The sequence below is a fragment of the Pseudahrensia aquimaris genome, from assembly GCF_042676045.1.
GTDB classification, from domain to species: domain Bacteria; phylum Pseudomonadota; class Alphaproteobacteria; order Rhizobiales; family Rhizobiaceae; genus Pseudahrensia; species Pseudahrensia aquimaris.
In genome coordinates, this window is the sequence record NZ_JBHTJV010000002.1 from 1 (window position 1) to 14,279 (window position 14,279).

General features: G+C 55.1%; 13 protein-coding genes. 6 read left to right on the forward strand and 7 right to left on the reverse strand.

The window, feature by feature from the left end; genetic code table 11:
* The coding region (locus ACFQ14_RS00010; protein ID WP_377210646.1) for a transposase at nucleotides 1-262 on the forward strand (262 nt) is incomplete at its 5' end.
* Nucleotides 263-587: 325 nt separating this feature from the next.
* Here ACFQ14_RS00010 and ACFQ14_RS00015 read toward each other — a convergent pair.
* The 3 genes from ACFQ14_RS00015 to ACFQ14_RS00025 form a co-directional block, all read right to left on the reverse strand.
* Entirely contained in the window at nucleotides 588-995 is a 408-nt protein-coding gene (locus tag ACFQ14_RS00015; protein ID WP_377210647.1) for a GNAT family N-acetyltransferase, read from the reverse strand.
* A gap of 124 nt (nucleotides 996-1,119) precedes the next feature.
* The gene (locus ACFQ14_RS00020; RefSeq protein ID WP_377210648.1) at nucleotides 1,120-1,428 is read right to left on the reverse strand and encodes a type II toxin-antitoxin system TacA family antitoxin; all 309 of its coding nucleotides are present in this window, start codon (nucleotides 1,426-1,428) and stop codon (nucleotides 1,120-1,122) included.
* A gap of 96 nt (nucleotides 1,429-1,524) precedes the next feature.
* Complete coding sequence (locus ACFQ14_RS00025; RefSeq protein WP_377211318.1) at nucleotides 1,525-2,142, reverse strand: tyrosine-type recombinase/integrase; 618 nt, start codon at nucleotides 2,140-2,142, stop codon at nucleotides 1,525-1,527.
* A gap of 321 nt (nucleotides 2,143-2,463) precedes the next feature.
* Here ACFQ14_RS00025 and abiEi point away from each other — a divergent pair, with 321 nt between their 5' ends.
* The 5 genes from abiEi (at nucleotide 2,464) to ACFQ14_RS00050 (ending at nucleotide 8,923) form a co-directional block, all read left to right on the forward strand.
* Nucleotides 2,464-3,015 carry a type IV toxin-antitoxin system AbiEi family antitoxin gene (gene abiEi, locus ACFQ14_RS00030; RefSeq protein ID WP_377210649.1) on the forward strand — a complete coding sequence of 184 codons (552 nt, stop codon included), beginning with the start codon at nucleotides 2,464-2,466 and terminating at the stop codon, nucleotides 3,013-3,015.
* Between the two features lie 202 nt (nucleotides 3,016-3,217).
* Entirely contained in the window at nucleotides 3,218-3,448 is a 231-nt protein-coding gene (locus ACFQ14_RS00035; RefSeq protein ID WP_377210650.1) for a hypothetical protein, read from the forward strand.
* A gap of 294 nt (nucleotides 3,449-3,742) precedes the next feature.
* Entirely contained in the window at nucleotides 3,743-7,882 is a 4,140-nt protein-coding gene (locus ACFQ14_RS00040) for a caspase family protein (RefSeq protein ID WP_377210651.1), read from the forward strand.
* Nucleotides 7,869-8,288, forward strand: a complete 420-nt coding sequence (locus ACFQ14_RS00045) for a hypothetical protein (protein WP_377210652.1) — start codon at nucleotides 7,869-7,871, stop codon at nucleotides 8,286-8,288. Before ACFQ14_RS00040 ends, ACFQ14_RS00045 begins: the two co-directional genes overlap by 14 nt.
* A gap of 59 nt (nucleotides 8,289-8,347) precedes the next feature.
* Nucleotides 8,348-8,923, forward strand: a complete 576-nt coding sequence (locus ACFQ14_RS00050) for a hypothetical protein (protein WP_377210653.1) — start codon at nucleotides 8,348-8,350, stop codon at nucleotides 8,921-8,923.
* A gap of 262 nt (nucleotides 8,924-9,185) precedes the next feature.
* Here ACFQ14_RS00050 and ACFQ14_RS00055 read toward each other — a convergent pair whose 3' ends face one another.
* The 4 genes from ACFQ14_RS00055 to ACFQ14_RS00070 all read right to left on the reverse strand — a co-directional run bounded on the left by ACFQ14_RS00055 (nucleotide 9,186) and on the right by ACFQ14_RS00070 (nucleotide 14,273).
* Nucleotides 9,186-9,893 (reverse strand): 2-phosphosulfolactate phosphatase, encoded by a 708-nt coding sequence (locus ACFQ14_RS00055; RefSeq protein WP_377210654.1) that lies wholly within the window; start codon nucleotides 9,891-9,893, stop codon nucleotides 9,186-9,188.
* A 350-nt stretch (nucleotides 9,894-10,243) separates the two neighbouring features.
* Complete coding sequence (locus tag ACFQ14_RS00060; RefSeq protein WP_377210655.1) at nucleotides 10,244-11,518, reverse strand: sodium:solute symporter family transporter; 1,275 nt, start codon at nucleotides 11,516-11,518, stop codon at nucleotides 10,244-10,246.
* Nucleotides 11,519-11,543: 25 nt separating this feature from the next.
* A complete protein-coding gene (locus tag ACFQ14_RS00065; protein WP_377210656.1) occupies nucleotides 11,544-13,442 on the reverse strand; it encodes a serine aminopeptidase domain-containing protein in 1,899 nt (632 codons plus the stop codon).
* A gap of 408 nt (nucleotides 13,443-13,850) precedes the next feature.
* Nucleotides 13,851-14,273, reverse strand: a complete 423-nt coding sequence (locus tag ACFQ14_RS00070) for a hypothetical protein (protein WP_377210657.1) — start codon at nucleotides 14,271-14,273, stop codon at nucleotides 13,851-13,853.
* Nucleotides 14,274-14,279 lie beyond the last annotated feature (6 nt).

Genomic DNA, 14,279 nt, shown 5'->3' on the forward strand with positions numbered 1-14,279 from the left:
GTCGAGTGGTGGCAAGGAGACGCTGGGACGTATCACCAGAATGGGCGATCAGTATCTACGGCATTTGTTGGTTATTGGCATGACGAGTCGCGTTCGACGAGCGAAGTCCCATCCCGACCAAACCGACCCATGGTTGAGCAGCCTTCTTGAACGAAAGTCGGTTCGTCTCGCGACCGTCGCGATGGCCAACAAGACGGCCCGCATTGTCTGGGCGGTTCTCACCAACGGCGAGCCTTACAGGGAGACGCACATAGCCAAATAACGAACAAACACAACATTATCAGTTTGCAAGAACGTATGTGAGATGAGGATCCGGGCCAGCCGGGATGCCGAGACACCCCGACAATGTCCGAGGACTGAACAAGTCCGCAAAGCGGAATGGGACTGGGCAACGGAGACCATCAAGGCCAGCGACAACGCCGCATCAACAGGCCGGACACAGGACGGTATCTGACCAGTATTCGAAGATCACATTACTACTTGCATTACCGGAGCCATCCACACAGGACATTGTTTCAGAGTTTTTCGGTGCCCTATGCACGCATTATCCTGCTAAGCGCAATCATCGGTGCACGGGCGGTCGCAGTTCACGAACGAAGCAACTGGCGCACTTGTTTCATGGTCATGAACATTCTCGACGGCTGGCTGACAAACGACTGAAAGCCAAAGGCTGCGTACCATTCTTGGCGACGTTGATAGGCAGCATGGTCTCCATCAGACATCACGTCTAGCACGATTGCAAAACACCCAGCTTCATTTGCGATGGTCTCAGCTTTTGCGAAAACATGATGCATCAGCACTGAACCCAGACCGGTTCCTTGAACCGGTGTACTGACAGCCACCTGTCCCAAAAACAGGATTGGAAGATCACCATGATCCGGCGCGCCCCTTGGGCGTTTGGCCAACTCCTCAACGTTCATCATACCCAAATTGATGGCATGATATCCAAGCACGTCTGTGCCGCCATCTTCTACGACAACGTAGACACGTGTCATGTCATCCTTTTGTTGCTTTTTTGCGTTGAGCTTCAGGTAATTGTCCAATCGCTCAACCCCACACGAAAAACCGGCCCGATTGTGTCGGGCCGGATCAAAGTGTTCGATGCGAAGGTCAGATGGTTTAGTCGGCACGGACAACGCGTGTGTTGTAAGCCCTCATGGCTTCAATCGCACGGTGCGTTGGCTTCGGCGGGGCATCCAAAGCAGCTGAAAACTGGACCGCGTCTTCAACTGACAGAACATGCCTTGAACGAGCTTCGAGAACGCGTTGAGCTTCTTTAGCAATAGCTGCGCGCAGAAAAACCGACTTGTCGACGGCCAATGATGTCGCCGCTTGTTCGATCAATTCAAACAAGCCTTCTCCATGGCGAATTTGGGTCGTGCGAGATTGTTTCTCATCATCCACTGGGCTGGCATTAAAATCGAGCATATCAAAGGTCCTTTCCACTCATATGTAATGCTAACAGCATTACATGTCAATTTGTAGTGGGTTCTCCTACACTCCGTTCGGCTTTTCTCTATCAGCCTACAGATCAGCTGCCTCTGACATTGTCAGCGCATCATCGATATCGACACCGAGATAGCGAACAGTGCTCTCCAGCTTGCTGTGACCGAGCAGAATCTGGATCGCTCGTAAATTGCCTGTATTTTTGTAGATCAAAGCCACTTTGGTCCGTCTTAGCGAATGCGTTCCATACAAGGAAGGATTAAGCCCGATCGCTTCAACCCACTTGTGCACGATGCGTGCGTATTGACGGGTGGTGATGTGGGAGTCTGATTTGGAGCGGCTTGGCCACAAATAATCTTCCAGACAGCCGTCCCGCAGATGCAGCCAGCCGGTCAGACTTTCTCGTGTTTGCTCGGTCAGTTCGAAAGTCACCGGTTTGCCAGTTTTTTGCTGAACCACCGTTGCACGGCGGCGTGGCTGACCATCTGCAACGAGGTCTTCAATACGCAGTTTCACAAGATCACATCCGCGCAATTTGCTATCGATTGCAACATCAAGCATCGCAAGTTCACGGTGTTGTTTTTGTTGCTCTAGATAGAAGCGAAGGGCCCAGACATGTTTTGGCTTCAACGCAAGCTTTGCGCCGACGAGACGCCCTTTATTCCAGGGCGTTCCTTTCTGCTCTCTGGCAAACATTCTGCCTTGGTCACGAAGCAAGTCCCCAATCGTCAGCTTTCTTCCTACAGGGTTGGTTGCGGCCTGCGCTTTGGTCGTAAAGGTGTCTCTGGGTTTTGAATAGGTCATGGTCATTTTCCTGTACTTGTTACTGAACCAGCAGAGAGTGACACGGAAAAATGGTGCTACCGAATTATCGACGAATCCGTATCTGCAGACACAAAACGTCCTAAAGCCTGTCCGGCAAAATTGAGAACGATCAGATTCTTCATGGATGACTGATTGCGAAAGCCGGCTCGCAAGTGCACAAAGTTGCGATATCTCGCTCGAAGACGCGCCTTAATGAAAACAGATGATCTTGTATCGGTGCTGGACGCCCACGATCCGCTAGGCAAATCGGTTTTCACGAAATCCGATTTGCGAGGGATGTTCCCTGAGAATGAAGCGACGCTGTCCGCAAGCCTTCGCCGCATGGTGACAAAAGGTGTCCTCACACGTGTTGCACCCGGCGTTTACTACAACAGTAGAGCAGAACACGGCCGAGTTGATCTGATTGAGGGAATCGCAGTCGCGTTGCGGCCCGATGCGATCAGCTACATCAGCCTTGAATCCGCTCTATCACAGTTTGGAATCATCTCTCAGATCTTGGTCGATCGAATTACTGTGATGACCACAGGACGCGGAGGTGAATTCAAAACGCCCTACGTCGTGGTGGAATTTACTCACACAAAGAGAAGAATCAGCGACGTTTTTGCTAGTTCGCACGATGTCGAGCGCCCATTGCGCTTCGCCGCGCCAGACGCTGCGCTGAGGGACCTCAAGCGCGTAGGACGTAACGCGCATATGGTTTCGATGGAAGACTATCACGAGGTAATGGCTGACTACTATTCGTGAATGTGGCCGATAGCGGTCGTTCCAAGCTAGGCCTCGCACCACGAAAAGCGGACCTTCGAAGCGATATACGACATTATAGAAGTGTCGGTACTCGCGAAACACTCTCTGCCTAACTACTGTCTGGGGTCAGCACCAGTAGGGCAGCGCGGGATGGTTTTCTAACGGAGTGATCTGGCTCATAATCACCTGTGACCAGTGACCGATGAGACTGAATGCAGAACGCCACAAGGATGCCAGCGAACGGACGGTGAAGCACTTCCAGCGTAAGACCCGCAAGCGTTACGCCGCCAAGGAGAAGATATGCATCGTGCTGGCCGGATTGCGCGGTAAAGGCGGCATTTCTGATCTGTGCCGCCACGAAGGTGTCTCACAGGGGATCTTCTACGCCAGACCGAGGGGGGGGCTGGAGGCCGGTAAAAGCTCGCGTAGATGATGAATGCACGATGTATGTAAGGGAGGCGGAGATCGCTTTCAGACTGAACCATAGCAGGTTGCCAGTTTTTGGATGAAGGAAGCTACCGTTCCACTCGGACCGTTTTAAGAACGCCGGAAGACAACTAGGAAATACGGCCACATCGAGAGCCGCATTCACCGACCTGCAATAGATTACCTGTCAAATTTCTGCGGCCGCATGAAACTTGCAACATATTCGACAGTGTCATCACTCATCGGCTTGCCAAGGCTGTCTCATCTGTAACAGACTTCGATCTGGGGATGAGGACACGGCATGATGAAACTTTGGATTTCTGGCGCGCTCGCGTTGATGATGATCGGACAAGTGACGATGGCACAAGGCTCTAACTGGCGCCAGTGGACGGCAACGGAAAATTTGGGTGCTGCGGGCGTCGAGGTTTGCGACGGGCAATATGGCTCCGCCTGCTTGCGTGTTTGGTGCGACCCCGACAGCGGATTGGTCGCCGGCCCGCACAGCTCCAGCTCCCTTTTCAAGGGCACGTCGAGTGTAGGTGTTCTGGTGGACGGAGTGCGAAAAGCCAGCCTGAACATCGGGACGTTTCAAGATTCCACCAGCCTTGCGACGAAGCAGGGAGATAACCTGCTGAATGCGCTTGCAGGTGGTCGCCGTGCCGCTCTCGTCGCCAACGGAACCACGTATGGGCTGACATTGCGCGGCTCTGGGAAGGCGCTGAACAAACTGCGCGGACAATGCGTTGCGTTGCGAGAGCGTCTGACCTCCGGCAAAGATTTGTTCAATGGCGAACGCGCTCGCTATAATTTGCTCAAGAACGATTCCTTTCCATCACGCGAAGAAGGAAAGGATTTCACTTGGAAACGGTATGACAACTCGGATATTCCGGGCGGTGACATTGCGAGTGGTCAGAGCGATCCGTTATTGCGAAACCTGTCCGCTTTGCAGTGCCGTGAAATGTGTCGGGTGGAAGGGGAATGCTTTCGCTACACGCATTATCGGGGTTTCTGTACGCTCAAGCGTCAGATGTCCAACGCGTTTCTGAAATCCTTCCGTGGTGCGACCAGCGGTGAGTGGTCTGGCACCAAGGATATGCTGCAGCCCCCACCAAGCAGCGGACCCGGACCGATCGCCGATGGAGCCGTGGTGTGGCGTTCGGACGATGATGCTGCAACTCACGTCAAGCGGATACGCGATGCATCGCGGCGGCTAGGGGCAGCTTGCAGTCTGGAAGAGGCGCAGTTGCGGGCCTTCAACAAGGGTGTCGGCTGGTCGATTGAGAAGTCCAAGGGAATACGCGTCGGTCGCACTTATTCGATGCGCCATACAGGAGGCGACCTAAAGACACGCATTCCTGTGTGGATCGTAGCCTCATCCGACAAGCCCATGCGGTTTTCGGGACGGGGGATCATTGCACTCGGTCCCGATGCTCCAAATCCGTTCGGCATCAAGGCAGGGCAGGGACGCCACCGTGCGCTCATCGCCTTGGCATCACGCGGCAGTTCCAGCGAAGGTTCGTTCGAGTACGCGCCTTTGGAGGCTGGACCGGTGGACTTTCGTACGGAACTGGTGGCTTACCTTCGTGCCTGCGACCGAGAGACGTCGCTATCTATCGCGCAGCAAACATACGATGTTCTGCCGGGCCCTGCTCGGATCGTCTTGAACACCGCGGAAAGCCGGGCTGCCTACACGCAGCGGATAGCGTTGCCGAAAATGCAGCGAGAGATCCTTCTCAATGCGACCCGACTGCTGGTTCGCGATACGACAAGCGGCACCGAAATAGTAGAACGCGCAGGACAGAACTTGCAGATTTCTCCGACGCACCGTTTTGCTGCCGTGGAGCAGGACGACAAGACCGAGATCGTCGATGTCTTCGATGGCTCAACGGTTGCCAAAATCGCTGTAGGTGAAATCTACTGGACCGCGGGCGACAGTTTCGTCCTAGCCATGCGTGCGCCGTGGGGAAAGATCGATATCGCCTCCACGTTCGGCGATCATCTGGAGGTAAAAGACCAGACGACCGGTCCATCCTGTTGCCTGCCGGAAGACGGGTCAACCCATGTCTCCATCGACCTGGAAAACGCGGCCTTCGCCATTGTGGGGAATTTCGGGCACCGCATCGGTGCATTGGCCAATCCTACGTACAGCGTCGGTTCCAATTCTTCGGGAGCCTACAGTTCAGACGAGAATGGCAGTGTGGCACTTCACTACCGAACCTTCGCTTCGCTGGGCACCGTAGCCCCCATCAGCTTGACGCGGCGCTTTAACGGACCCGGCGGGCTAATTCAGACGAGCGAGTACGAAGATATCCACGAACCGGAAGGAGAGGGACGGAAGCGGCCAATCGAAACCCAGCTGAAGCGACGGCTTGACCGTGTTGGACTTCGCGCCGAATCACTTGAGGTGGAGCCGATGATCATGGCGGATGCGGGTAACAGCATAGCTTTGCGCGAGGCACTGCCGCTTCAGCTCGCAAGGCTGGGAGTCGAATTAAAGACGATGGAGCCGGGTGAGCGGCTGCTGCGCCCGGAAACACGCCCGGGCTACGAGGCGGAGGCCTACGTGGCTGGGACGGCGGACAATGTCGCAAGATCAACGCCGATCATGAGGCGCTTCATGAACGAAGCAGCCAGTGCCGGTTGGAAGGTCACGCCGGCAACCATCGGGGAATTCGGAACTTTACCAGAGTGTTATCACCTAGCCTTCGATGATGACCACGAAAGCTCAGACAATCGTTCCCGCGTTCCCTTCGACGTGCAAACTGTGTCGAGGGTCGAAACAGCCATCGGCTCCGCCTGGATTGCCCAAGCGCGTTGTACGGCGGGTGCCACCTTTGGCAGTTTGAGGGACTACTCGTCCGTCTATCTGATGGACTTCGCTGGACCCCCGCCTGTGGGCAAGAAGGCCTTCCTGCTCGACGCGTCGTTTTCATTCGAGAACAATTATCAAGGCGCCTGGCATGACGGCACCATGCGCCTGAAAGCGGACGATGAGCGGTTGCTGACCTATTCTCCAGGAACGGGCACGATAACGCTCTGGAACCGGCGTGAGCGCAGCTTGCTGTTCCGCAACGAACTGTTGCCGGATGGCGATTTGCTGATGGAGGCATGGCTGACTTCGGATGCGAAACATATTGTGCAACTGAACCGCGACGGCAACTTCTATATCCATGTCGTCAATAAAGTCCTCTCCCCCAACATCCTGTCTGGCCGTCTTGTTGATGATGAAATCGCGGTCTGGAACCGCGATTACGCATATGAAGCCACTGCGGAAGCTGCGACCTTGATCGATCTTAGGTTTCCTGGACGATCGAGGCAGTACAGCCTCGACCGTTTTGGTGCCGCCTTGCGCGTAAAGGGTCTTACTCACGCGACCCTGCAGGGACAGCCACAGACGGACCTACCTTCCGCAGCTGTGCTGCCTATACCGCCGTCGCTCGATGGCAAGATCGTGCTGCAGCATCAGGGCACCGTCATGGCCGAACTTACATTCGACCAGGTTCGGACACGCTGGATCGATGTTTTTCAGGACGGTGTGAGAACCGATCGTCTGGAAGCGGCCGAGATTTCGGGGCGACGCATTTTCTTCGAGCGACTGAAGGATGCCCGCATCGCAACGATCGTCGCTAGCGATGCGAACGGGCTGGCAAGCCTGCCTATCTCTACCGATCTTGGCTCGGGCACGACAGGTACATCCGGCAGACGGCGCGCCTTGGCTGTCGGGGTCAACACTTACGAGAACGCTGGCATCCCCTCGATCAATTTCGCTCTGCGTGATGCGGGTCTGCTGCTGGAGACTCTGGCCGGTTTCGAAGCTCCGGATGCGCAAGCTCCGTCGTTCGAGACACTAGCCGCACTCAAGGACCGCCGCGCCACGCCGGATGCGATCCTCGATGCCACCCGCAAACTGCTAGACGGTCTGGACAAGGGCGATCACGCGGTTATTTTCTTTGCAGGTCACGGAATGCAGGATGAAACGGGTCGCTTCTACCTGGCCACGTCCAATTCGGACCCCGCAAATCTGCGCGATACCGCATTGCCCTTCGACAAGCTGCGCGAAGTGCTTTCGGCCACTCGCGCACGCATTACGATCCTGCTGGACGCCTGCCATTCCGGCGCGGCTGGTGCAGGGCTTTTTATAACGAACGATGCTCTCGTCACGGATCTTGCGCGAACCGCCACGAACATAACGGTGCTGGCAGCTTCGAAGGGGCGGCAGGTGTCGATCGAGTCCAACTCTGCCGGCGGCGGCTACTTCTCGAATGCTATCGCAGACGTCATTTCGGGTGACCGAGTCCGTTTCGACACTGATCGAAATGGACGTATCGAAGCGAGCGAACTTTATCGCGGGGTCAAACGGCATGTCATGGATGCAAGCGGCGGCCTTCAGACACCGTGGGTCGTTCGCAGCAGAATGGTTGGAGACTATGCACTGTTCTAGACTGTTCAAACCGCTCCTCTTGATCGGCATGGTCGTGTCGGCCACGCCCGCGGCTTCGCAAGACTGCTTCGTATGCGACGAAGTCGTGATCCTCGATACAGGCCGGGCCAACTGCTTCCTTCAGCGGTTCGACGCACTGCAAAAAGATGCCGATGCCAGTCCGAAAGCACGTATTTTGGTGGATTTTACCGAATGTACGGGTCTTGAGGTGGACGCTGTCGGAACGCGCGGCGGCTTCACGCCAGTAGAGCCCGGAGATGTTCTCAGGGACGATCTGCGGAGTTCATACATCCTTGATATTGCGGGACTGGCTTGCGTTCGAGAACTTCTGGGTGAGCGATTGTCGAAAGGGTTGCCAATCGATCCAACGATCCGGATCGACCTCGTGACGGATTGTGAACTATGACCGCCGATAGGAATCATCAACCCGGTGAAGAACCGCAGCTTAAGCTGAGGTTACTGAATGTGTCCGAAGGTCGCTGGAGCGTTTTGGCCGACTTCTTGACTGTTGTAGCCGTCATAGGTGCTTTCATAACAGCAGGCTTTGCCGGCCTCGAATATTTCGAACGTAGGGAAGCGATGCGCGCCGAGCGGACTCTAAAGCTCGTCGATCTGTGGGAGGATGAACGCCATCGTGCCGCTTTTCGAGATCTCGGCAGCGCAACGCTCGTCTTCTATCGCTCTGTCGATATCGAAGATCTCGCCTATGCGCGTTCAAACCAACGGGCGAGAGAAAATCTGGAGCGCAAGCTTTTTACGACAGTGCTCGGCCGTGAAAATATCCGAAACCAGTTCGAGACCGTGACCAGTTTTTTCGCGCGTTTGTCATTATGTCTGAGCGGCAATCTCTGCGAGCATGACGTTGCCAGAACTTTCTTCTCGTCGCCATTTGCATCGGTCTGGAACTGCTATGCGCCTTACATCGAACTGCAACGCAGTTCGGTTACCTCTAATGTGCCGGGTCCGCTGGAAAATCTAGCCGTCACATTGCAGTCCGAAAACGCGCGATGCGAGGCGGCAACGCTAGCAGAGCGGCGTTGAGACGCCGACATGCATAAGCCGTATTCAGATCAATCTGGATAGAAGTTAAATAACAAATCTTCTGAATTGTGTTTGCCATTCCACTCTCCCTTAATCTTGGCTGTGAACCACTACAGGTTGGCACATTCAGGACAGTGATGATCACTGGCCGGAAGCAGTCATTACGTTTGTGGGGCTTGGGAGCAAAAAGCGAACGTCAAAATGGCTCGTTTGCAAAACCAGCTAACGGCAACAGAGCGGACTTTGCTGCCGCTCAGACTACTCATGTTGCGGAGCAATAAGCGTCTTCTCGCATGATTGGAGCACTGGTCGAAACGTTGAGTGCGGCTGCAATTTTGACGTCTTGGGCAAAGCCAAGTTCACATAACTCGACACCTGATACTGAGCCAATCAATCGGTCAAATAAGTTCAATTTAGCTGAATAAAAGGCATCGCGTGCCACGATGGCTTCTGGTGAAAAGGAACCGCTTAGCGCGGAGATTATCGCACCTGCGCCTATCAAGTCTTCTATGGCTGGTCTTAAACTGCCATCCTTCCAGCGCTCACCTGCCGGGATAACTGCAAGTGTGCCACTCCCAACCATTTTCATGGCCTCCTGCGCGACAGATGTGGCGTTGCGCAAACAACCAGCAAAAACAGGCTTTGCCTTTGCAGCGAACGAAATACGCGACCCATTTGGCGAGGGCAAAACCAGACGGGTTCCGTGGGGTATCTTTTGAAGGGTTGGCGCAGATAAACTAAAGCGCGAGGTTTTGTCAGAGCGCTTCCCCGCAAGTTGTGCATTCCTACGACGCGCTTCCTGTGATGCTGCTTCACGGTCATCTATTGGGAAAGGGAAGACACGCGCGCCATTTGAACAAGCGACGTCAACGCATGTCGAGAATGATAGTACGTCCACCACGACAAAGGCGTCGGCGCGGTCAAGCATCGCGTTTGCACCAGCCAAACCCCATTCGGAGATCACATGCATATTCCGCAAATTCCACCGCGCTACGTTTTCCTGACAAAACTATCTCTCCATATTGCTAAAGTCACCTATGGGCTCGATCCAGCCGTTAACGTTATTGTGAAGCATGCCGACTTAACTGGCCGATAGCGGTCATTGAAGCAGTTGACGATTGAATAAAAATCGGACTGTTTTTGGCACTTAGCTGAAGCGGGTAAGTCGCGTGTTCAGAAGATTGCTCCCTAATCCTTAATGACCGACCAGGGGCGGACAGCTAAGCACAGTACGGAATTCTAACGCCGCATTTGACAATGGTCCTAACTGTCCAGTGCATCCCTATTTGCGGATGAGCTTATTCGGCTCTCATCTGTTTGTCAGCGAATCCGAGAGCGCTGGAAACGGTCGACGGCCCAATACGTGATCGCGCTTATCGCAAAGCCGATCAGCGAGGCTGCGTCTGGCAGAACGAGGGTTAACATAAGCGTAGTCGCTACCCCTGCATTGAGCGAAATCCATGCCGCTTCTGTCGTTGGGCGCGATAGGAAAAAAGCGCCGAGAACACACGGGAGCAAGACCGTAAGGCTGCTAAACGCCGCGATGACGGTGCTGAGGATGTCCCCGGCAAGCCATGCCAGCGTCGCCGTTACAAAAAAAAGTACCGTGACCGCCACGCGCATTTTCGCAAGCCCCGCACCTAAGCGCTCAAAAGACGAAATCAGCGGCATAACAAACGTGTCGATGGACGAGATGATGGCCACCATGAAGAGCAGATCCGCAAGCCACGCCTTTTCCGATGGCATGAACGTGCGAAAGCTTTGCAGCACATCGCCGGTGGGAGACGGCAACATGCCTGCCCACCACACAGCGCCGTAAACCACCGCGCACAAAGGTGCCGCAACAACAAATGCACCCCGCGCGATTGACGCGTCACGAGCAGTCGCCATGCGGTGCCAGTTGTCGACCGCCAGAACGGGGGTTATCGGCACGAACAAGACAATGCCGATTAGCAGGGAAATGTTGTGGGGGCCAAGATCAAGGAACGGCCGTGGCTCGGCCTGAAAAGCGCTGAAGCCGGCGATCAGAACAGCAACCAAAGCCAGCAAGACGGCCGCCTGAATGACATCCGTATTGGTGGCAGCCTGATAGCCCCCCACGATGGAATATACAGCCACAGATGCGGTTGCAATGATGAGCGATAGAAACGGCGAAAGCTGCGTCGCTTCCGACAAGATGACTGTCAGCGCCGCCAATTGCACAGCGCTGCGCAGCAGGAATATCAAACTGATGGGCAGCCAGACCGGCCAGATCGAGTTGTCTCCATGGCGAACAACAATCAGATCTACCAGCGCATAGGTTCCTGTTTCGCAGCATTGCGCATGAATACGCGGGGCCAACCATGCGCAAAGCAGAAGACCCAGAGTATAAGAAATCGCGATGGATATTCCGATCAGCGGGCTGGCCTGCGTGAACAGGTAAATGGCAACGAATGTGCCGATCCCAACATTGGAACATACAACGCTGCACGCGGATGAGAGCAGATTGGTTGCGCCGTTGTTGAAGGCGAAAGCGTGCGCGTCGACATGACGGCTACGCACCACCGCCAACACCAGAGGCATTGCAAGTACAGCCACCAGTCCAATACTCAGCATCGGCCCCCGCCCCAATCACAAATAACTAGCGGGATAGCCATCCTATGGCACCGCCCATAATACGGGCCACCATTTCGGTTTGTCCGTCAACCCCCATCTTTTCATATGTCCGCTTCAAATGGGTGCGAACGGTATTGATGGATACACCGAAACGTTCGGCCACAGCGCTCGGACCGTGGCCGCGTGTCACATGTAATGCAACGGCGGCTTCCTGCCGTGTAAGTCCGTAAGAGAGTTCAAGCATGGAAATGCGTGTGTCCTCATCGGAGTATTCTTCATTCTGGCTGCGTAGCACCAGCAGGCCGGCCGGCGCTGTGTCACCGCCTGCACCAAGCTGCAAAGCATCGGGCCGGAAATAAAAGCCCAACGGATGGCCGCCAATCGAGAGGACCGACGTTTCCTGCCCGCTCATAATCTGATTTCGAAAATCAGCATCCATAACGGCATCGAGGAGGCTCTCGACGCTATCGTCTGCATTTAAACCCGCGGCCAGACAAGATTGGCGCAACACCTGACCAAAAGCTTCGTTGTGGTGCAGCAGCTTATATTGGGTGGATAGCAGAGCCGTACCAATTTCGAGGCGTTCAACTACGGTTTGCAGCACCATGCCGAGCGCCGTGGAGGCAACCATACGCTGGTTGATTGTGTAGGACCGATCCCAATGCGGCATCAGAGCTTGCAACGTAGTTTCGATGCGGCGCCGTTCTTCGGTGCCGCTGCGCTCCATGTTGATTGCGATGCGGTAGAGAATTTCAATCCACAGCGTCTCGTCGTCGACGGCATCATAGCAAAGCGCGATCAATTGGTCGGTGTCGAGCGCCTCGCCGTTTCTATCGCGTCTAAACCGTTCCAAAACCTCCTGCGAAATAGCCTCGAACGTTTCAGCCACCAGTCCGTCCGTTGAGGCCAGCGGCATATCGCCTTCCACCCAGTTCACAAGGTGTTCGGATATATTAAGTGTCGCCTCATCAAGCAAAATCGCCGTACGACCGCCTTCAATGATCGCCAGTTCAATTTCGTTTACACCGGCGCGGTCAAACCATTTGCGGATCGGCGTGACCAGTTTGCCGTTGGCAATGAGTGGGTCTTCCTCTCCGTAGAGAAGCAAGATGCTGCTTTCGCTGTCGATGGACACATCTTTTGGCCAGTTCCACGCCCGTTCCATGCCGGAGAAAATTTCCGACCAATATCCCAATGTGGGAACCGTGAACCCAAGTGGGTCAGCAACGACGGCATCGACCAGATTGGCGTCCGCCGACATGACATCGGCAAGGTGGCGCCGCTCTTTCAGCCGCGCACCGAGAAAACTGTAGAGATGATGATGTGTCTGTTCGTCCGGCTCATCGTGCGGCTTCAGCTTCATGCGGGCACGACAGAAGGCGCGGGCCAACATGGCAACCGTTGGTTGATTGGCGGGCAATGTCAACACAAGATGACGGGCGAGGCGCGGCTCTCGTTTGAGAACTTCTAGCGTCAAAAGCGCGGTTATGTTCTGCGCAGCAACAACCCGCTGATCGAACGGAACGTCTTTGAAAGCGTGCGAAAGATGCGCCTGCATATCATCGATCAGCGCATCCCAGCCTTTCTGCGGCGTCAGGTGTCCCAGCGGTTGCGATGGCCCGGTTGAGCGACCATGAGCACGAAGATCGCCGCTCACCACGGTCCAGTCGCGCCTGTTCAGCGCCTGCGCCAATGGCATAAAATGACCGCTATGGGTTGGCTGGCTATGTCCGATAAATACAGTTGGCCGCCCCTGTTTCCCCGTCCATTTGCGCGTATGAAGAACAGTTCCGTCTTTTGCTACAAGATTGGCAGATTGGCCAGCATGAGACTCTTCGGATTGGATGGACTGAATGGACAAGAAACCTGTGAAATCTGAGTATATGTTTTCCAGAGTATGCAGCCGGTACGCCAGTTCACGCAAGGCGGATGGCACCAATCATCGTTTCGAAAAAGCGTCATTTTTTTGCACCTTTTTGATTGCAAATCGCTAATGACACAACGTCTCTGCCGAGACCGAAAAGTGCCTAACGTGGCCTCTCCACGGATGTCTTAGGCGATCTTGCCTGGCATTCAGACATGTGGCTGAAAGCGTCACGGCAAACGGGCGGTTGCAGAATGGTGGCGTCATCAGCAGGCGATGTATGCTTTTCCCCCCGCCGATCTTGAAAGTAGTTCTGCCGCCAAATTGTGACTCAACGGTCACCGAAAGGCGGGCAAGCGTACCCGCTTTGCGCGTATCCACTTTCAACAGGCAAGCGTGAGCGCCATTAGCCCAAAGGAGCAGTGCGAAACCGGCAAAGATGAGGGCTACCAAACTTCGCTGCATGGCTTACAAACCGCGAAACAGCAATTTGTCGTTGCGGTAGCGGCGAACCTTGCAATTGGCGCCCCGCACCGGTGCGCGACCCGCCATGGTGATGGTGCCGTTCTCCATCCAGCCATTCACTTCGTAGGTTGTAGGCTTGCAACCCCGGCGAAACACACGGGCACGCCCGTTGATCTTGGAGCCGCCTGTCATCTGGTAAAGTTCTCCTTTGAAGAGAATGGTGCCGGGCTTGACCGACAGGCCGCGCCGCGGATTTTCGTATTCGATGACCATCTGCCCGTCACAAACATGCACTGCCATTTCCGATCCGTTGTGATCGTAGAAGGCCATGTCGCAGCGCGGGGTTGCGGAGGCGGGGGCTGTCGACAAAGCGCTTGGCGCGATCAGCGCCGCCGCACCGGCGGCTAAGAGGGCGAGTTTTTTCATGGGTCT

Bases quoted from the DNA above. Each gene is read 5' to 3' on its own strand.
- ACFQ14_RS00015 (WP_377210647.1), bottom strand. From the start codon at position 995: ATGACACGTGTCTACGTTGTCGTAGAAGATGGCGGCACAGACGTGCTT.
- ACFQ14_RS00020 (WP_377210648.1), bottom strand. From the start codon at position 1,428: ATGCTCGATTTTAATGCCAGCCCAGTGGATGATGAGAAACAATCTCGC.
- ACFQ14_RS00025 (WP_377211318.1), bottom strand. From the start codon at position 2,142: ATGTTTGCCAGAGAGCAGAAAGGAACGCCCTGGAATAAAGGGCGTCTC.
- abiEi (WP_377210649.1), top strand. From the start codon at position 2,464: ATGAAAACAGATGATCTTGTATCGGTGCTGGACGCCCACGATCCGCTA.
- ACFQ14_RS00035 (WP_377210650.1), top strand. From the start codon at position 3,218: ATGAGACTGAATGCAGAACGCCACAAGGATGCCAGCGAACGGACGGTG.
- ACFQ14_RS00040 (WP_377210651.1), top strand. From the start codon at position 3,743: ATGATGAAACTTTGGATTTCTGGCGCGCTCGCGTTGATGATGATCGGA.
- ACFQ14_RS00045 (WP_377210652.1), top strand. From the start codon at position 7,869: ATGCACTGTTCTAGACTGTTCAAACCGCTCCTCTTGATCGGCATGGTC.
- ACFQ14_RS00055 (WP_377210654.1), bottom strand. From the start codon at position 9,893: ATGCATGTGATCTCCGAATGGGGTTTGGCTGGTGCAAACGCGATGCTT.
- ACFQ14_RS00060 (WP_377210655.1), bottom strand. From the start codon at position 11,518: ATGCTGAGTATTGGACTGGTGGCTGTACTTGCAATGCCTCTGGTGTTG.
- ACFQ14_RS00070 (WP_377210657.1), bottom strand. From the start codon at position 14,273: ATGAAAAAACTCGCCCTCTTAGCCGCCGGTGCGGCGGCGCTGATCGCG.